At 42.4% G+C, this 17,277-nt stretch carries 20 protein-coding genes and 1 pseudogene; all 21 read right to left on the reverse strand.

What is annotated here, in order from left to right; genetic code table 11:
• Positions 1-231 precede the first annotated feature (231 nt).
• On the reverse strand, positions 232-516 hold the full coding sequence (locus QM351_RS03365) for a rhodanese-like domain-containing protein (protein ID WP_368403117.1): 285 nt from the start codon (positions 514-516) through the stop codon (positions 232-234).
• Positions 517-536: 20 nt separating this feature from the next.
• A complete protein-coding gene (locus QM351_RS03370) occupies positions 537-1,028 on the reverse strand; it encodes a prolyl-tRNA synthetase associated domain-containing protein (RefSeq protein WP_414326544.1) in 492 nt (163 codons plus the stop codon).
• 12 nt (positions 1,029-1,040) lie between these two features.
• Entirely contained in the window at positions 1,041-1,625 is a 585-nt protein-coding gene (locus QM351_RS03375; protein ID WP_118228088.1) for a uracil-DNA glycosylase family protein, read from the reverse strand.
• A 52-nt stretch (positions 1,626-1,677) separates the two neighbouring features.
• Positions 1,678-3,084: a dipeptidase PepV gene (gene pepV, locus QM351_RS03380; RefSeq protein WP_155199699.1), complete on the reverse strand. Its 1,407-nt coding sequence runs from the start codon at positions 3,082-3,084 to the stop codon at positions 1,678-1,680.
• 34 nt (positions 3,085-3,118) lie between these two features.
• Positions 3,119-3,724 carry a nitroreductase family protein gene (locus QM351_RS03385; RefSeq protein ID WP_003001591.1) on the reverse strand — a complete coding sequence of 202 codons (606 nt, stop codon included), beginning with the start codon at positions 3,722-3,724 and terminating at the stop codon, positions 3,119-3,121.
• Between the two features lie 148 nt (positions 3,725-3,872).
• Positions 3,873-4,715 carry a metallophosphoesterase family protein gene (locus QM351_RS03390; RefSeq protein ID WP_155199700.1) on the reverse strand — a complete coding sequence of 281 codons (843 nt, stop codon included), beginning with the start codon at positions 4,713-4,715 and terminating at the stop codon, positions 3,873-3,875.
• A 108-nt stretch (positions 4,716-4,823) separates the two neighbouring features.
• Complete coding sequence (imm47, locus tag QM351_RS03395) at positions 4,824-5,621, reverse strand: Imm47 family immunity protein (protein WP_024054868.1); 798 nt, start codon at positions 5,619-5,621, stop codon at positions 4,824-4,826.
• A 172-nt stretch (positions 5,622-5,793) separates the two neighbouring features.
• A complete protein-coding gene (locus QM351_RS03400; protein ID WP_414326547.1) occupies positions 5,794-6,201 on the reverse strand; it encodes a hypothetical protein in 408 nt (135 codons plus the stop codon).
• A 75-nt stretch (positions 6,202-6,276) separates the two neighbouring features.
• The gene (locus QM351_RS03405) at positions 6,277-6,591 is read right to left on the reverse strand and encodes a hypothetical protein (RefSeq protein ID WP_201037462.1); all 315 of its coding nucleotides are present in this window, start codon (positions 6,589-6,591) and stop codon (positions 6,277-6,279) included.
• A complete protein-coding gene (locus QM351_RS03410) occupies positions 6,588-6,938 on the reverse strand; it encodes a hypothetical protein (RefSeq protein WP_201037461.1) in 351 nt (116 codons plus the stop codon). The genes QM351_RS03405 and QM351_RS03410 overlap by 4 nt, the downstream gene beginning before the upstream one ends.
• A 60-nt stretch (positions 6,939-6,998) precedes the next feature.
• Positions 6,999-7,531: pseudogene (locus tag QM351_RS03415) on the reverse strand (T6SS immunity protein Tdi1 domain-containing protein).
• Positions 7,532-7,542: 11 nt separating this feature from the next.
• Entirely contained in the window at positions 7,543-9,360 is a 1,818-nt protein-coding gene (uvrC, locus tag QM351_RS03420; RefSeq protein WP_414326549.1) for an excinuclease ABC subunit UvrC, read from the reverse strand.
• Between the two features lie 136 nt (positions 9,361-9,496).
• Positions 9,497-9,967 (reverse strand): hypothetical protein, encoded by a 471-nt coding sequence (locus QM351_RS03425; protein ID WP_254732425.1) that lies wholly within the window; start codon positions 9,965-9,967, stop codon positions 9,497-9,499.
• 205 nt (positions 9,968-10,172) lie between these two features.
• Positions 10,173-11,156, reverse strand: a complete 984-nt coding sequence (locus tag QM351_RS03430; protein WP_023918345.1) for a CPBP family intramembrane glutamic endopeptidase — start codon at positions 11,154-11,156, stop codon at positions 10,173-10,175.
• Positions 11,153-11,773, reverse strand: a complete 621-nt coding sequence (locus tag QM351_RS03435; protein WP_347111995.1) for a TIGR01906 family membrane protein — start codon at positions 11,771-11,773, stop codon at positions 11,153-11,155. The genes QM351_RS03430 and QM351_RS03435 overlap by 4 nt, the downstream gene beginning before the upstream one ends.
• Entirely contained in the window at positions 11,766-12,536 is a 771-nt protein-coding gene (locus QM351_RS03440) for a TIGR01457 family HAD-type hydrolase (RefSeq protein WP_195623170.1), read from the reverse strand. The genes QM351_RS03435 and QM351_RS03440 overlap by 8 nt, the downstream gene beginning before the upstream one ends.
• Positions 12,537-13,223: a hypothetical protein gene (locus QM351_RS03445; RefSeq protein ID WP_195623169.1), complete on the reverse strand. Its 687-nt coding sequence runs from the start codon at positions 13,221-13,223 to the stop codon at positions 12,537-12,539.
• Positions 13,213-13,968, reverse strand: a complete 756-nt coding sequence (locus QM351_RS03450; protein WP_118397603.1) for an acyl-ACP thioesterase domain-containing protein — start codon at positions 13,966-13,968, stop codon at positions 13,213-13,215. Before QM351_RS03450 ends, QM351_RS03445 begins: the two co-directional genes overlap by 11 nt.
• A 3-nt stretch (positions 13,969-13,971) precedes the next feature.
• A complete protein-coding gene (gene hemW, locus QM351_RS03455; protein WP_155199703.1) occupies positions 13,972-15,102 on the reverse strand; it encodes a radical SAM family heme chaperone HemW in 1,131 nt (376 codons plus the stop codon).
• Between the two features lie 105 nt (positions 15,103-15,207).
• Positions 15,208-16,020 (reverse strand): pyrroline-5-carboxylate reductase, encoded by an 813-nt coding sequence (gene proC / locus QM351_RS03460; RefSeq protein ID WP_155199704.1) that lies wholly within the window; start codon positions 16,018-16,020, stop codon positions 15,208-15,210.
• 3 nt (positions 16,021-16,023) lie between these two features.
• Complete coding sequence (locus tag QM351_RS03465; RefSeq protein ID WP_201037456.1) at positions 16,024-17,271, reverse strand: glutamate-5-semialdehyde dehydrogenase; 1,248 nt, start codon at positions 17,269-17,271, stop codon at positions 16,024-16,026.
• Between the last annotated feature and the right edge of the window lie 6 nt (positions 17,272-17,277).

A 17,277-nucleotide genomic window follows, 5' to 3' on the forward strand; every position in this document is an offset into this window, starting at 1 on the left:
AAATAAAAATGAGTTCCAATTTTAAAATCGATTCAAAAAAATACCAAAACTTTCCGCTGTGAGTAAAGTGCCTGAAACAATAACGTTTCAGGCACTCGGAATTATTGAGACCTTAGGCTCAATAATTAGTCTTGGAACTTCGAAGAAGTTCGCAGACGTCCGTACTCACCTAAGGAAAGTTTTTAATTTGATTTTATCTTCAATCTGAGACCTCTTTTCAGAGGTCTTTTTTTAGGATTCAAATGCATCCATGCCACCTTGGACGTTGGTCACATCATAGCCTTGCTCTTCCAAAAATTGGCAAGCACGTGCTGAGCGTCGACCAGACTTGCAGATGACATAATAAGGATGATCCTTCTCTAATTCCTGGTAGCGATCTGCTAACTCAGATAGGGGAAGAAGACGAACTCCGTCTAAGTGAAGGGCATCATATTCCTCCTGCTCGCGTACATCAAGAACGTCTATGTTACCTTTTTGATAAGCTTGGTAAAAGTTTGAAAATGGAATTTCTTTCATGATTTCTCCTATATGGTATGTTATGGAAGGGTTAGGATTTCATAGTTAAAGCTAATTGACTCTAAAAATCGGAACAAGTCTTGGGTTTTAATAAAGATGGTTTTTTCATTGGTATTGGGATGGAAGGTCATGATCTCCTCTGACACAATGTCTTTATCGAAATAGACTCGAATATCTTTTTCTTCATTGTTCAATAGACCAAATGGAGAAACCGTACCTGGCGGTAATTGCATTTTTTCAGCTAAAGAATCTGCTGAAGCCATGCGGATCCGGTTGGCTTCCACTTGCTCTTTGAAATCATCCATATCCAATGGCTTCTGGTCATCCATGATGAGCAAATAGTATTGAGTTTTCTTTTTGTTGGTCAAAAACATGGTCTTAGTGCGGACACCTTCTAAGCCTTCAATATAAGAATCCGCCTGCTCCGTCGTAAATGCAGGTGGGTGTTCCACCACATCAAATGAAATTCCCAACTCATCTAATTTCTCTTTAACTTGTTGATAAGGATCCATCGTCGCTCTCCTTTATTTTTGAATGATCTTTTGAACCAATGCTTGCAATTCCGGCACCACCTCTGCCTCAAACCAAGGATTTTTAGCCATCCAGATTTGATTGCGAGGGGAAGGGTGAACAAGTGGAAAATAGGTTGGCAAATAGTCTTTAAAATGGTGAACGCGTTCGGTCACTTTGCCACTAACCTTCTCATGAAGGTAGTATGCTTGGGCATATTGTCCAATTAAGAGGGTCAACTCAATATCCGGACACTCCTTGAGGAGTTGAGGGTGCCACTTTTCCGCAAAGCCTTTGCGAGGTGGAAGGTCACCAGATTTTCCATGACCTGGGAAATAAAAGTCCATGGGGATGACCGCAAACAAACCAGAATTATAAAAGGTGTCTTCGTCAACTCCTAACCATTCGCGCAGGCGGTCACCACTCTTATCCTTCCAGTAAATACCGGCTTCTTCCGTCTTCATCCCTGGAGCTTGTCCGATAATATTGATACGAGCTGTCTTTGGGGCTGCAAAGAGTGGCTCTATCCCTTTCTCTGTATATTCTTTATTTTGAGGATCTGCCATAATGGCTTGTTTAATGCTTTCAATCGTTGACATAAGTCCTCCTTCTATGGAAAAACTCAGCCAGAAAAACTGGCCGAGTAGTGGATTATTTGATTAGTTCATAGATGGCTTCTGCGTAAATAGCTGCTGCACGATAGAGATCTTCAACATCTGCGAACTCATTAGCTTGGTGCATAGTATTGACATAGTCTGGGAACATAGCACCAAAGGCAACGCCACGTTTCAAGAGACGACCAAAGGTACCACCACCGATCACTTGTTCATGTCCTTTGAGGCCAGTTTGTTTTTCGTAAACACGCAAGAGGGTGGATACCAATTCATCATCCATCGGAACATAGTGAGGTGTGTGACCATGGGCTGACAAGCTTACTGTAGCCACTCCTTCGATCTTTTCAAGGATAGCTTTGATAGTTTCAGGATCTGTACCTTGAGGGTAACGGATATTGAGGGCAATAGTGTTGTCTGCTTGGCTGTCATCAAAATGGAAGACACCTGCATTCATACTCAATGGTCCCATTTTGGCATCTGTATGGGCAATTCCTAATTTTTCACCTGCAAAATCTTCGTGAAGAAGTGAAGCTGTCACATGAAGGTAAGCCTTAGCAGCACCACCAAAATCAAATTGGTTCAACAAGAGAGCCAAGTAGGTCGCACCATTAATTCCATCTTCAGGAGTTGATCCATGAGCAGATTTCCCAACAATCGTAACGGTATAGGTTTCTTCATCGACAGTTGAGATTTCATACTTGAGTTGGTGTTCCTTGGCAAAGGCATCTAAGAGGCCAGCAAGATCTGGTAGTTGTCCAGAAACTACTGCAGTCGCTGACTCTGGTACCATGTTTTCACGAAGTCCACCTGTAAAGCTATGGAGATGAGCACTTCCTGTGTTATCATTTCCAAAATGAAGGTACTCAGTGATGTTTCCTTTTTCCCCATTGATGATTGGGAATTCCGCATCTGGTGAGAAGCCAAAATCTGGCTCAGGAAGTCCGACATGTTTGAAATAATAATCCATGTCGCCCCAGCCTGATTCTTCATCCGTACCGACAACAAAGCGCACGCGCTTAGAAACAGGGAGTCCTAGGTCTTTAATGATCTTCAAACCATAGTAGCAGGCCATTGTAGGCCCTTTATCATCAGACGAACCACGCGCATAGAGCTTGCCATCGATAATTTCTGGTTTGTAGGGATCCGTCTTCCAGCCACTACCTGCAGGCACGACGTCCATATGGGCAAAGATCCCAAGCTCTTCTTCTCCTTCACCAAAAGTAAAATGACCGGCATAATTGTCGACATTCTTGGTTTCATAGCCATCACGTTTGGCAATTTCCAAGAATTTTTCAAGAGCTTTTACAGGACCAGGTCCAAAAGGATGCTCTGCATCTGCCTTGCTGTCATCGCGTTCAGAATTGATTTCCAAGAGGCTGTATAAGTCAGCCATCATCTCATCGCGACGTTTTTCTACTTCTGCTTTAAAGTCAACTGTTGTCATGAATTCCTCCTCAATCTTCTATTTGCTAATTGGCTTAGCGTTTGTCAATGATTTCGTCCACTGGTAAGCGATAGCTTGGCTCTACTTTTTCAGCCGCATAGCCAACCGTAATCAAGACTTCCGGACGGAAACGCTCTTCGATGTCCAATACTTCATTGATTTTTGATTTATCAAATCCCAAGATAATATTGGTTCCAATGCCTTGGTCCGTCAAAGCAAGTACCAAGTTCATGGCCACAAGACCAGCATTCAAAGCCAAGTAATCACTTGTTTGTTGGGCATCATAGCGTGCAAATTCAGCAGGAAGATTTTGCATAAAGTATTGCAACTGCTCGTCTGTGAAGTTTTTAACCCCACCGACACGCGCAATCTTGCGAGCCCGTTTTTGCAAATCAGTATCTGTAAAGAGGGCGATGGTCACAGGTGCTTCCATGACTTGATCGTAGTTTGCACCATAGGCTAATTTTGCCAATTCCGCATTTTTTTGACGAACGACCACAAATTTCCAAGGCTGGCTATTGTGGGCGCTAGGGGCCAAGGTTGCGATCTCAATGGCAGTCCGTACATCCTTTGGATCGACCGGTTGGTCAGTGAAATGCTTGATCGCATGGCGTTTTTTATTGAGCTCTAGAAATTTCATAAGCTTCTTCCTTTTCTATTTCTGTTACCTCTATTTTAACACAAAATGAAAGAGCTTGCAGGGTTTTACAGCCTAAGATTGTGAAAAAAGAAGCAGACATTTTGAAGATCCGCTTCTTTGTTATAGGTTGAATACATAAGAGACCTACCTATGATTCATTGGAAAGATTGAAATAGGTAGCTACTTCTTTGGCATAACCGTATTTCTCAATTAAGCTAGTTAGAAGCTCGATGTTATGGCCCCGATAGTTATCCTCGCGTCTTAATTCTTCGTACATCTCAATAAAAGGAAGGCCCTTGTCTTTGGCATCTTGGAGCTCTGCTTCATAGTCATAGGCCACCTTCCGAAATTGCAGGTTGGTCACTCCGTCTTCTTCGACATCGATCAGAGCATACTGAGCTCTGTGGTTTTGAATTGGTTCCCAGTCGAAATAAGGCATGCCAATAGTTCCTGGATTGAGGATCTGTTGGCCCTGACTGCCATAGCGAAGCAACTGCTTATGGACATGACCGTAGATCGCCATATCCGTCTGATCATCCAGCAGTTGGTCAAAGTTCTCCGTCGCATTTGCTGGACGCAAATCTCCACCATAATTCTTTTCTGGCAAATTGTGGGTCAGTGAAAAGCGAATACCATTGACCTCCTTCTTCTCTACCAATGGAAGGGCGCGAAGCCAATCGATCCGCTTAGGATCTAGTCCTTCCATGAGGTACTGAGTAAGACGGAGAAGCTGGATCTCCTGTGGATCCTCAAGTCCGTACTCGCCATCCAAGGCCTCTAGGACACAATCGTCCCAATTTCCACGAACAGCCGCTGTAATCGGAATCGCATCCAGTAACTCAAAAAGGTCCTCTCGTCCAGGCCCCGGAAGCAAAATGTCCCCTAAAAGCCAGTATTCCGTCGCGCCTAGAGCACGCGCATCCGCAATCACTGCCTTGAGGGCTGTTGTATCTCCGTGAATATCAGATAAAATGGCGATTCGATGGTTCATAACTACTCCTTTTTGGATTGAAAAATCTGTGTGCCTTAAGTATAACAAAAACGAGCAAAAATAAAAAATGTGATCACACTTGGATATCACATTTTAAACGACCAGTCATCATTTGATTTCAAAACCATAAAAATATTTTCTTCCTTCGACCCAGTCTCGCTTGGAAACATCTTCAATGTAATCAATCATATTATCGATATCTTTTCTTGAAATTGTTTCGTTAACTTTTACTGGAACCCTTTTACCAGTAAATGTAGAAAGGAGAGCAGATTGAAGGTATTTATGAAACTTACCTTCAACTTGGATACCAGTATACAATGAAGTCATGATTTCCTTAGCAAACATTCCCGGAAAGACAGGAGAGCCCTTATAGTAATAGGTATCTGGTTCTTTCTGTTCGCTTACTAACGACCATAATTCTTCAACCTCTTCTTCGGTTGCTTCCTCCGTCGATAATTTCTGATCATAAAAATAATCATCCAATGCATCTTGGATCGCATATTCAATGTCTGAATCGCTATCTTCCCACTCGTCCCAAAGTGCAAGCAAATAAGGAACTACTTCATAGGACATCGTGTCCACAGCACCAGTGACAAATGTAAAAATAGCAAATTCTGACACATCGGATAAACATCTAAGATTGGAAACATCCCTTAAATCTTCATTGGTGCATACCGAGCAAAACAATCGAATACACAAATTTAAGACAGATTCATCTTTCGTTTGATTCATCAGTTCAATCAACAATGGTTTAACTGAAAAATCCCCCTTTTTTAATATCTCTGCAATCAGTAAAATACATTCTTTTTCATCAGAAATAGACTCTAGATTAGTTTTCAACTCTTTAAGAGACAAAGGACTAACCCCACCAAAATCTACTCCTGTCAGTAGTAAGTTATTTTCCATCAAACCTAAAATCCATTCGTTCCTATTGTATTTTAAGACGTGTGATCACATCTCGCCCCGCCTAAATCAGCATACAATAAAACTAGTATAACAAAAACGAGTACAAAACGTGAAAACCATCCACATGAATATGAATGGTTTAGACTATATTATAATAAGGTTCTAGAATGAACTAGATATTCCCTTCATCATCGGCTTCTTCATCCTCTACAACCTCTACATTCAAGTAACCATTATCTAGGTATTCTTCATGAGTGATTTCACCGCTATGATACATAAATTGCTTATTTAATTTTATGGACATTTGCTTAAACTCTGAAAAGCTATCTGCTAATCCGTCTAGAGCCAAAAAGACATCTACAAAACCAGTTGTATAATCTTGATCTTTTGATGAAGAAATCTTATCTTTCTTTTTGTCTAACAAGGTAATTCCATTTTTTAATTGCTCCAAGTAGTCTTCTATTTCATTCTCACAAGTTTTTAAATCAATAAGATATTCAGAATTATCTATATGCTGATTAATATTTAATTGTCCAAAAAAATCGATATATTGTCTTATTAGTTTGCTTACTTCAATCATTTATTTAGTCTCCACCCTGTTTCTGTATTTGAGTGATTTACTAATCCATCTATATAATTTACAAAATTTCTTTCATCATGAACCACTTGGATCAATTTCATCTGAAATTTTAAGTAGCATATCACATAATTCTTCAAAGTCCAAAGCGAGATTGCGTACACCCACTATTAACTGTGAAAATGCTTCTCTATCTATTTTTTTACCTTGTATTATAGAATTGGCTAACTTTTCATTTCCTTTTTTAATCCAATCTACATGATTTGGAATGTAGTCTGATAAATAGTCTGCAAAGTCACCTAGATCGTCTACTGGAAATTTCACCTCGGATTGACTTGTTTGAATCAATGAAATATTTTCTAAAACCTTTTTCAATTCTTTCTCAATTGTCATTTTATTGTTCTCCAGACATCCTCATCAGAAAACATCAGTTCACCTAGTTCTTCTGTGTCTTCTGCGATCCCTTCATAACTAGCAATCATATTATTCAATACTTCTAAAGTTATTTCACCCGTAACATCCTTCATAGTCACTTTAGTTCCTAAAATGTTTAATTTTGTTAAAACTTCTCTAATTTTCTTTAATTCATCTAATTTCAAATCATTGACTGACATGACTGGTTCTTGTTTTTCAATTCTAGACTTTATTTCACTTAAAGAAAATGGGGTAAACTCTCTTAACACCTTATAGGACATTGTTTGATTTGTAATGTGATTAATGATTAGATCTACTGTACTCATTACTAGTTCCTTTTATTGAAAATTATCCATCATATCATTACGTATTTGCAGAATATTCCCCTATTCAATCTTCCCTACCAGTGCGGTTATTAATAAGATATGCTCATACATCTTGACCTTATCTAGATGCTCCACATCTTTGAATCCACCTAATGCTAACAAGGGTACAAAGCCAAAACACTGATCATAATCTAACGAACCATATTTTTCAATAGCTTCATGGTAAAGCGGTAGGTCAAAATGTTTTGTAATATGATTACTATCTATAAAATTCAAAAAATGAGTAAAGTTTTTTATCATGATATTAAAACTGCTATTTTTGTATTTAATAATTCCCACATATTTGTTTTCTTCCCAAGTTATGATATCTCCAAATGCTGTCGCAAATATTGGAATAGAAATATCACCCCTAAAATACGAATCTCTCACTAATTCACTATAGTCATCTGGGTTTATGACTATTAGGTAGCCATTCAAAAAGGTAGCCAAACCTTGGTTTTCCCAAATCTCAACCAATTCAACAGGGACTTTATCCTTATAATTTCAATCACCTCTTTAGGCATGTCTGCAACTTTTACAAAATCTGAAATCATCGTCCAACCTTTTAGTCTTTCTGTCCTTCAGTTTCTTTTTGACTTTCTTGTTTTTCACTTGAGTTCAATTTTTCTTGCACTGCCTTTGCCACTGATCGCGGAACACCGACTGTGACAATTTCATCTACAGTGGCCTCTTTGATCTTGGTCAGTGACTTGAAGTGTTTCATCAGCAACTGCTTGCGTTTTGGTCCCAAACCTTCGATGCCGTCCAGCTGGGAGGAGAAGGAATTCTTGGATCGGAGCTGGCGGTGGAAGGTGATGGCGAAACGGTGGACTTCATCCTGGATCCGTTGGAGGAGGAAAAATTCCTGTGAAGTCCGAGAGAGTTCGATGACTTGAAGGGGATCACCAAAGAGTAATTCATGGGTTTGGTGCTTGTCATTCTTTTGCAGGCCAGCGATGGGAATGTCCAGCCCCAACTCTTCCTGGATGACTTGCTTAGCGATATTGACCTGGCCCTGACCCCCATCGATGACGATCAGATCTGGTGGCGTCAAACCATCCCGCATAACACGGCTGTAGCGTCTGCGGATGACCTCCCGCATGCTGGCATAGTCATCTGGACCGACGACGGTCTTGATCTTGTACTTGCGGTAGTCCTTTTTGCTTGGCTTCCCATTGACAAAGACCACCATGGCTGAGACCGGACTGGTCCCCATGATGTTGGAGTTGTCAAAAGATTCAATGCGCACAGGGGTTGGAATTTGCAGAAGTTTTCCAAGGTTTTCTATAGCACCTTGGGTCTTTTCCATGGATTTTTCAAGGAGATTGAACTTCTGCTCCAGACTGACACGCGCATTCTTGATAGCCAGATTGACCAACTGCTTCTTCTCCCCACGCTGGGGCTTGAGGACCTTGGTATCCACTAGGGCTTTGACCGCTTCCTCATCGATGTCTTGAGGGATCAAGATTTCATTGGGGATCAGGTGGGATTTCTCCTGGTAAAACTGCCCCACATAGGTCAAGAAATCCTCGTCCGGATCATTGTAGTAGGGAAAGAGGTTGACATCACGCTCGATCAGCTTGCCCTGACGGACAAAGAAGACCTGCACACACATCCAGCCCTTGTCCACGTAGTAGCCAAAGACATCCCGGTTCTGCAAATCCTTAGCCATGACCCGCTGTTTGGTCCGCAGGGTCCCGATGGCCTGGATCAGATCCCTATACTCGGCTGCCCGCTCAAATTCCATGTTTTGCGCAGCAGTATTCATCTTGAGCTTGAGCTCATCGATAATCTTATCATCCTGCCCCTTTAAGAAATCAGAAACCTCCTGCGCCATACCCTTGAAATAGGCCTCGTCCTTGTGGCAGACTGTGTGGGCCATACATTGCCCTAAATGGTAGTAAAAACAGACCTTGGAAGGCGGATTGGTACACTTGCGGAAAGGGAAAATCCGATCCAAAAGCCGCTTGATCTCATTGGCCGCTCCCACATCCGGATAGGGACCGAAATAGAGACCGCCATCCTTTTTGACCTGGCGCGTGATGATGAGGCGCGGATAGCGCTCATTGGTAATCTTGATGAAGGGATAGGACTTGTCGTCCTTGAGCATGATATTGTACTTGGGCTTGTTCTCCTTGATGAGGTTGATCTCAAGAAGCAAGGCCTCAATATTAGACTCAGTGACGATAAATTCAAAATCCACAATCTCAGATACCAGGGCTTCGGTCTTAGTATCGTGGCTCCCTCTAAAATAGGACCGCACCCGATTGCGAAGATTCTTAGCCTTCCCTACATAGATGATGGTTCCGTTCTTATCTTTGTGAATGTAACAGCCCGGACTCGTCGGCAAGAGCTCGAGCTTGGATTTAATCAAGTTATTCATACTCTCTATTATAGCAAAAAAGGGAGGTCTAGCACTTAGCCAACCTCTCTATAATCTACTAAATTAATTGATTTTTTTAACAAAATAAGATCTTAAAAATGACCGATCCAAATTGAACTTGTATTCTTCATTCTTCTTATAAAACCTTATAGCACCCCTTGGCATAACCGCAAGGAATGTAGCCTGCTTGGTATAAAGCATACAACTCATCGAAAAATTGTGACTTAGCTTGAGGTATCTCTTTTTTGATGGTTAAGTAAATTGCCAAGCCAACAATATCAAATTTTATCTGATCTTTCATGGATTCTAGCAGTTTGCTATCTGCAATCAGGTTATCTAATCGTGCTTCAATTTGAGGAATAATTTCCTCTTTTGCACTTATTGCCAGTGAATTCCAGTGTTTATACATATCACTATGATTTTTAGAAAGATAAGCACTAAAATCCCCATCTTTCTCTAATACAAAATTCTCCCACTTCAAACTATTGATACTCTTCTCCGCATCTTTGAGAGTCTTTAACTGAATGATTGGTAAATTTATAGCTCTTTCCTCTTTCAAAAAGTCTATATTTTTTAGTGCATTGATCACATCATCATAGATCTTCATATTTATCCCCTTTCAATTACCTTATCTTTTAGATTTGTAATTTCTAATCCACTACTCTGAGATTTTAATTAGTTTCTTACATGTCACAAATCGCCGAAGAGCACTATACGCCCAGTCCAGCTATCAAACAATTTCTCTCCTTGTGTTCTACTCTCTCTATTATAGCAGAAAAGAGGGATCTAAAAGGATCCCCCTTTGATAATACTTATCCTTTGAAATTTGCCATTTGGAAGATCGGAATCACATAAGGAACAATAGACATCAGGATAGTGAATAGCACGAAGAACCAGAACCAGAAGGAAGCGAGGGCACGCTGGAAAACTCCCGGTTGAGGTTTATTGGCTTGAATATAAGCTTTGATAGCTGGCCATTTAGTCGCAAGAACCACTATCATGACAATGGAACCAATAGCTAAAACACCAATTTGGAGCCAATTCGCTAGCCCCTCGTCCACATGATAGGCCACATAATGCAAGCCTTGGGAAATCACAAAGTTATTGAAAATGTGATAGAAAATAGCCCACCAGATATTGTATTCAAAGGCAATGTAGCCGAAACCTAGACCAATGATACTCGCGAAAAAGAGCTGATCAAAATTGGCATGGAAGAGACCAAACAAGATAGCCGTCATGACAATGGCAAAGACCTTGCCATACCGTTCCAAGCCACGCAAGCCTGCCCCACGGAAGAAGAATTCCTCTGTGATTGGACCAAAAAACCCAGCATACAAGAGCATAGTCCATGATCGCTCAATCGTATCACCTAGATCTGGTGTTGGAGAATGAAGGCCAATGGTCTCAAACATGCGCTCAATCATTTGTGTCATCACAGATGAAAAGACTTGAGAAAAGCCAAGAAAGGCGAGAAGAATAAAGAAGACTGAAAGAGTCATCTTACGTCCCTTGTGCTTAAGATCATATTTATAAAGGGCCTTCTTGCGATAGGCATTAAAGAGAAAGAGTCCAATGGAAATAGAGATAAGGTAGGGAATACCTGCCCAAACATTCAGGGCATTGAGTTTCTCCGTTACTTGACTTGGATCTTTTCTGAGAGAGCCTGCAATGGTCAATCCAAGGAGGACTTCCCACAGGACGGTTACCAAGGTCATTATCAAGAGATAAATGGCAAGTGTACCGGAATACCTTCCTATATCTTTTTTAGGGTCTAATAATCGGTTGTATTGGTTCATTTCTTCCTCCTAGAAAATAGATAAAAACTCGCACACATTCCTTCATATAAGACAAAGAAAATCAAAAAGGCATGCATAAAGTAGTCTTCTGGTAATGCAAGAATAATCGAATCCACGCGCGGATCAAAGAGCCAAGTATTGTCCCCAGCAAATAAGACCTGATGAAAGAGCGTAAAGAATTGATCAAAGCCAATCATAACAGCCACCACTGCAATCACCACTGGTAAAATCATCATCCAAAAGAAGAGACTACGGTACAAGGCCAGGTAGCCTTTTTTGACGACTGTCCGCATAAACTGGATAAAACCAGGTAGTGTGACCACGAAAACGACTGTCACTAAGTGAAATAGGTACTTGACGGCCTCAAAATGGTGCAAGCCATTTTTTGAAGAGGGGAATTGAGGCATCTTCAACACCCATTGAAAAGGATTGGTCAAGTAGTTCATCAAGACATTAAAATTCTTCATGATGACAGATGCCGAAAAACCAGTCCGGCTTTGAATCCCCAACCAATGAATCTCCATGGGATAGAGGACCCAAGCTAGAGCGATGGTGAGAAGGATCGTAGCTGACAAGATAAAGAAAAATAGGTTGATTGATTTCAAACTTTTAAGCATCAAAATCCCACTCCGCTAGACTGGCAACAACATGTGTCGGTGCAATTGGTAAGGTCGGTACTTCTTCTGGTTTGGTAAAACCTGTCGTTACCAAAAGGGTTGGAATCCCATTGTCAATACCTGCACGAATATCTGTTAAATAATTGTCCCCGACCATGACCACTTCTTCTCTTGCAAGCCCCAAGTGTTCAATGGCCTTATCCATAATGATGGCCTTTGGTTTGCCAATGATCACAGGCTCGACCCGTGTCGCTGCTTCAACAAGGGCAATCAGGGATCCTGCACCTGGCAGCAAGCCACGCTCCGTTGGGATATTAAGGTCAGGGTTGGTCCCTATAAAGTGCGCTCCCTTTTGAATCGCCAAGGTTGCTTTAGCAAATTTCTCATAATCCACTTGCCAATCGAGGCCAATCACCACATAATCAGGTGCTTCTTCATCGATAATATAGCCAGCTTCTTCAATAGCATCTTTGAGCCCCGCTTCTCCAATCACATAGACCTTTTTGCCCAAGTTTTGGTCGTTCATGTAGTCAATGGTCGCAAGGGTAGCTGTATAGATGGTCGACACTGGGGTTTCAATATTGAAGTGAGTCGCCAGCATATCCCGAACAGTCTCTGGTGTGCGGGTTGTGTTATTGGTGACAAAGAGATAGGGAATTTCACGCGCCTGTAATTCATGAACAAAAGCTTCTCCTGCTGGAATTCGTGATTTTCCTTTGTAAATGGTGCCATCCAAATCAATTAAATAGCCCTTGTAGTGCATTTATTCTTCCCTTTCTGTTTCAGCTTTTTCATACAACTTCTCTGTATCGACTCGTCCACCAGATCCATACAAGAGCAAGGCTCCAGCATAGAGGACAAATTGTAAAATCAACCCTGTAAAATTGATCCCTTGACTTCCTGATTGGGTAAACAAGAAGGAAGCCACCATGAGAATCACAATGGTCAATAAGAGACCAATGACCGTCGCTTGGTCAACACTGATTTGATAAACCGTGCGTTTGGTGCTCCGGTTCCGGCCGTCTGACTTGGTTTCTGGTTGCAAATTTTCTACAAAATCAGTCACCAAGGTCGCAGCGAGGCTGACAGTAGTGCTAAAGAGCACGCCTTGAGACAAACGATGATAGAAATTAGACCAGAAAGAGCCTGATTGGCTGGTAATGCCGACCGAAAAGATCACGACAGGTAAGAGAAAGGCCAGGGTGAAATGGATCCAGACCCGATACCAACGTACATCTTCTTTCAAGAAACGGCTAAAACTCTCTAAATTCAAACGGTAGCGGAAAAATTTGTAAATTTCTTCCACCAGGATGATGCCCAAAGCACAAAGAGTCAAGAGCCAATCTCCCAACATGTACAAAGGGTTCTTTTGACGCTTGGCATAGGCCACAACCCGTTTTTGATAGCTTTCAAGTTCCTGTTTTTTATTTTTTAATCTTCTACTTTCCATAAATCCAACCCTTTTCTTCTACTTCTTCCCACTCAATTTCAGCTTGGGCATTGATCTGACCATCTGAAGTAATTTGGTGCTGAGTTTTCAAGCCCTCTTGTTCATATTGAGAGGTGATGAGACCTCCTGCTAGCACTTCTTTGACATATTTTAGATGAACTTTTTTAGGGACATGATGGGTCAAGAAGTCTGCTCCCATCACCTCAAAAACCCAGTCCAAGTACTTGCTATTATTGACATGCCCGTTCATATCCAAGTCGTAAAACCGAACCCGGTATTCTTGTTCCACGCCGCCTTCTAATTCTTTGAAACGGGGACCGCGGAGCATGGTTTTTGATAATTCAGAGTCAAAGGCATCCGTGATTTCACTCATAACAGGATGAACCTTGCGTGTATCACGATCCATCAAGACAAAGGTCGCGACCATCTCAATGATAGTATTTCCTGCTTCATCCTTGATATTAAAGGCCCGGTAGCAGAAAAGTCGATTGTGACTCTTGGCATAGGTTTCGATAGTGATTTTCTCATCAAAAACAGGGAGACGCTCGATCTTCATATTGTAATCCGTGATAATCCAGACTAGATTGTAGTTCTCTAAAATGTACATATCACTCATACCCAGCTCAATCGATTGCATGCCCGATACCTGTAAAGACAGCAAGATCAATTGGGGAATCTTAATATAACCATTGACATCGCTCATATCAAACGGAATTTTCATGCTGTATTCAAATGTTTTTGCCATTTTCTACTCCAAAATAAACTTCTCTGCTACAGTGTCTCCTAAAAAGAGACCTTTCTTGGTCATTCGTACAATGTCCTTGTCAGGGACCAAAAGTCCCTGCTGGATCAATTCCTCAACCACCGGTCCATATTGTTGGTCAAAATTCACACCAAATTTTTCTTCAAAACGCTTCTTGGAAACGCCTGTTTTCTTACGTAGTCCTAGAAACATCTCTTCCTCCATCATTTCTGTCTGAGTCAGATGCTCTTCTTGGACACGCGCATTTCCCTCTTCGACAGCTTGCATATAGTGACGAATGGGGCCATGATTCTTGTAGCGAATCCCATCGACATAGCCGGATGCACCAGCTCCCAGACCATAATACTCAGCATTGTCCCAATACATGAGATTGTGTCGACTTTCAAAACCAGGCTTGGAGAAATTAGAAATTTCGTAATGCTCAAAGCCCGCTCGCTCCAACTCCTGAATAATGTATTCAAACATCTCTGCTTCCAACTCCTCTTTTGGTAGAGGAAGCTTGCCCCGTCTCATGCGATTCATAAAGACTGTGTGATTCTCCAGAATCAAGCTATAAAGACTCATGTGGGGAATGTCAAGGGCACGAGCCTTCGCAACATTCTCTTTGACCTGGTCCATGGTTTGTGTCGGAAGCGCATAGATGAGGTCGATCGAAATATTGTCAAAACCAGCCAGCTTCAGACGGTCGATATTGTCATAAATATCCTGCTCTTGATGGCTCCGACCGATCTTCTTGAGCAAGCGATTATCAAAGGTCTGCACGCCCAATGAAACCCGATTAACTGGCGAATCCTTCAAGACCGCAATCTTATCCGGATCCAAATCACCAGGATTGACCTCGATCGTCAGCTCTTCCATCTGAGACAGATCAAGCGACTTGGTCAGCTCCTTGAGCAGATAGGCTAGCTGATCCGCAGTTAGAGCTGTCGGTGTCCCACCCCCAATATAGAGAGTCCGTAGGTTTGTGATTTCTTCCCGACGAAATTCTTGGATCAAATGATCTAGATAAGCATCGACCGGTTGGTTCTTGATAAAGACCTTCGAAAAATCACAATAAAAACAAATCTGGGTACAAAATGGGATGTGGACATAAGCGGACGTTGGTTTTGTATGCATACCTTTAATTATACCATAAAATGGCTTAAAACTGATGGTAAAAATAGGGGCAAAGATGGCTCAAAATAAGAAAAAAAACCGAAACAGGTTGACCCATTTCGATTCTCATTCTTTCGTCTCTTGTCCTAATTCTTGAGTGCGTTTATAGGCTGCTTCCACTCCTGCAATAATGTCGCCCCGTAAGCCGACTTGTTCCAGGCGATTGACTCCTGCGATGGTAGAGCCACCTGGGCTACAAACTGCATCTCGCAAGCGGGCTGGATGTTCGCCTGTCTCTAGGACCATTTGACTAGCGCCGTGGAAGGTCTCGGCAGCCATCTTCAAGGCTTGCTCTCGTGAAAGTCCCAAGCTTACTCCTGCATCTGCCATGGCTTCAATCATCTGATAGACAAAGGCTGGTCCACAGCCTGCGACAGCCGTTGCAGGATCCATCAATTTTTCTTCAATTTCGTAGAGGGCCCCTGCTCCTGATAAGAGCTGGTTGACTTGCGCTATCTGCTGGTCTGTTACTGCTTGGGAGCGGGCCAAACTGATGACACCTTGACCAATGGCTACTGGTGTATTAGGCATGATGCGGATGAGACCCACCCGCTCATTTTTAACTACACTTGACATTTGCTCCAGTTCCAGACCTGCTGCCATAGAAACCAACAGGAGATTGGAACGTTGGCCCAAAATGACCTGGTACTCTTCAAGTAAAGGGCTGAGTTGATAGGGTTTGACACCTAAAAAGATGACCTCCGCCTCTTGAAAGACTTGTTCAAGATCAGACGCCGTTCCCCCATACTGGCTGATAAACTCTTCCACCTTTTGTGGGGAACGATTGACCAAGAGCAGGTCTGTGCTAGCCACTTCTTTTGCGACCGCTTTGGCCAGACTAGCTCCCATATTTCCAAGACCGATAAATGCTACTTTCATGACTTACCTCACTTGACCATTTCCACTGACGATATACTTGTAACTAGTCATCTCCCGCAGTCCCATTGGTCCACGCGCATGGAGTTTCTGCGTCGAGATCCCCATTTCACAACCTAGGCCAAATTGACCCCCATCTGTAAAGCGTGTAGACGCATTGACATAAACGGCTGCTGAATCTACTTGCTTTGTAAAATAAGCGGCTGTCTCAGGATTTTCAGTCACAATGGCATCCGAATGATGGGTGCTGTGGGCTTCTATGTGGTCCACCGCTTCCTCAACTCCATCAACGACCTTGACTGCTAATATATAATCTAAAAATTCGGTATCAAAATCCTGCTCCTGTGCTGCTGTTCCCGAAATGATGGCCTGTGCTTGCTCATCTAGGCGCAACTCAACGGATCTTTCTCGTGCATCCACTAAGCGCTCTTTGACCAAAGGCAAGAAATCAGACGCGATCGCTCGATCGACCAACAAGACCTCCATAGCGTTGCAGACAGAGGGGCGACTGGTCTTGGCATTTTCAATAATCGCTAGGGCTTTCTGGAAGTCAGCCTCCTTGTCCACATAGACATGAACAATTCCAGTTCCTGTCTCGATCACGGGGACAATGGCATTTTCAACCACCGCTTGGATCAATCCAGCACCACCACGTGGAATGAGCAAATCTAGATAGCCCTTAGCCTTCATCATAGCAAGGCTGGAAGCTCGACTCGTATCTTGGATCAATTGGAGAAGGTCTGGATTGAGTCCGACTTCTTCCAATCCAGCCTTGAGTGCGGTCACGATCGCTTGGGCAGAATGAAAGGCATCCTTTCCAGTACGAAGAACCACTGCATTTCCACTCTTGATGGCAAGCGCTGCAGCGTCTGACGTTACATTTGGACGGCTTTCATAAATGATCCCAATGACGCCCATAGCGACTCGAACTTTCTGGATTTCAAGGCCATTTTCCAAAACTTCAGTATCCAGCACTTCCCCAATCGGATCTGGCAGATCGATTAAAGCACGGATCCCTTCTGCCATCCCTTCAATCCGCTCTTGATCAAGAAATAGACGATCTAGCATGACTTCAGAGATCTTCCCGCGTGCCGCTTCCATATCGATTTGATTGGCTGCTAAAATGGCTTCCGTCGCTTTCAGAAGCTGGCTGGCCATAGCTTCTAAGGCCTGATTTTTAAGAGCTGTACTGGCCGTATTGATGCTTTTCTTAGCCGATCCCGCTAAGGCAAATTGTTCTTGTGTTGTTTCCATACATTT

This window comes from Streptococcus parasanguinis (genome assembly GCF_047465465.1).
Lineage (GTDB): Bacteria > Bacillota > Bacilli > Lactobacillales > Streptococcaceae > Streptococcus > Streptococcus parasanguinis_AI.

Bases quoted from the DNA above. Each gene is read 5' to 3' on its own strand.
- QM351_RS03465 (WP_201037456.1), bottom strand. From the start codon at position 17,271: ATGGAAACAACACAAGAACAATTTGCCTTAGCGGGATCGGCTAAGAAA.
- proC (WP_155199704.1), bottom strand. From the start codon at position 16,020: ATGAAAGTAGCATTTATCGGTCTTGGAAATATGGGAGCTAGTCTGGCC.
- QM351_RS03425 (WP_254732425.1), bottom strand. From the start codon at position 9,967: ATGAAGATCTATGATGATGTGATCAATGCACTAAAAAATATAGACTTT.
- QM351_RS03440 (WP_195623170.1), bottom strand. From the start codon at position 12,536: ATGCACTACAAGGGCTATTTAATTGATTTGGATGGCACCATTTACAAA.
- QM351_RS03385 (WP_003001591.1), bottom strand. From the start codon at position 3,724: ATGAAATTTCTAGAGCTCAATAAAAAACGCCATGCGATCAAGCATTTC.
- QM351_RS03405 (WP_201037462.1), bottom strand. From the start codon at position 6,591: ATGACAATTGAGAAAGAATTGAAAAAGGTTTTAGAAAATATTTCATTG.
- QM351_RS03370 (WP_414326544.1), bottom strand. From the start codon at position 1,028: ATGGATCCTTATCAACAAGTTAAAGAGAAATTAGATGAGTTGGGAATT.
- QM351_RS03365 (WP_368403117.1), bottom strand. From the start codon at position 516: ATGAAAGAAATTCCATTTTCAAACTTTTACCAAGCTTATCAAAAAGGT.
- QM351_RS03375 (WP_118228088.1), bottom strand. From the start codon at position 1,625: ATGTCAACGATTGAAAGCATTAAACAAGCCATTATGGCAGATCCTCAA.
- QM351_RS03430 (WP_023918345.1), bottom strand. From the start codon at position 11,156: ATGAACCAATACAACCGATTATTAGACCCTAAAAAAGATATAGGAAGG.
- imm47 (WP_024054868.1), bottom strand. From the start codon at position 5,621: ATGGAAAATAACTTACTACTGACAGGAGTAGATTTTGGTGGGGTTAGT.
- QM351_RS03450 (WP_118397603.1), bottom strand. From the start codon at position 13,968: ATGGCAAAAACATTTGAATACAGCATGAAAATTCCGTTTGATATGAGC.
- QM351_RS03390 (WP_155199700.1), bottom strand. From the start codon at position 4,715: ATGAACCATCGAATCGCCATTTTATCTGATATTCACGGAGATACAACA.
- pepV (WP_155199699.1), bottom strand. From the start codon at position 3,084: ATGACAACAGTTGACTTTAAAGCAGAAGTAGAAAAACGTCGCGATGAG.
- hemW (WP_155199703.1), bottom strand. From the start codon at position 15,102: ATGCATACAAAACCAACGTCCGCTTATGTCCACATCCCATTTTGTACC.
- QM351_RS03445 (WP_195623169.1), bottom strand. From the start codon at position 13,223: ATGGAAAGTAGAAGATTAAAAAATAAAAAACAGGAACTTGAAAGCTAT.
- QM351_RS03400 (WP_414326547.1), bottom strand. From the start codon at position 6,201: ATGATTGAAGTAAGCAAACTAATAAGACAATATATCGATTTTTTTGGA.
- QM351_RS03435 (WP_347111995.1), bottom strand. From the start codon at position 11,773: ATGCTTAAAAGTTTGAAATCAATCAACCTATTTTTCTTTATCTTGTCA.
- QM351_RS03410 (WP_201037461.1), bottom strand. From the start codon at position 6,938: ATGAGTACAGTAGATCTAATCATTAATCACATTACAAATCAAACAATG.
- uvrC (WP_414326549.1), bottom strand. From the start codon at position 9,360: ATGAATAACTTGATTAAATCCAAGCTCGAGCTCTTGCCGACGAGTCCG.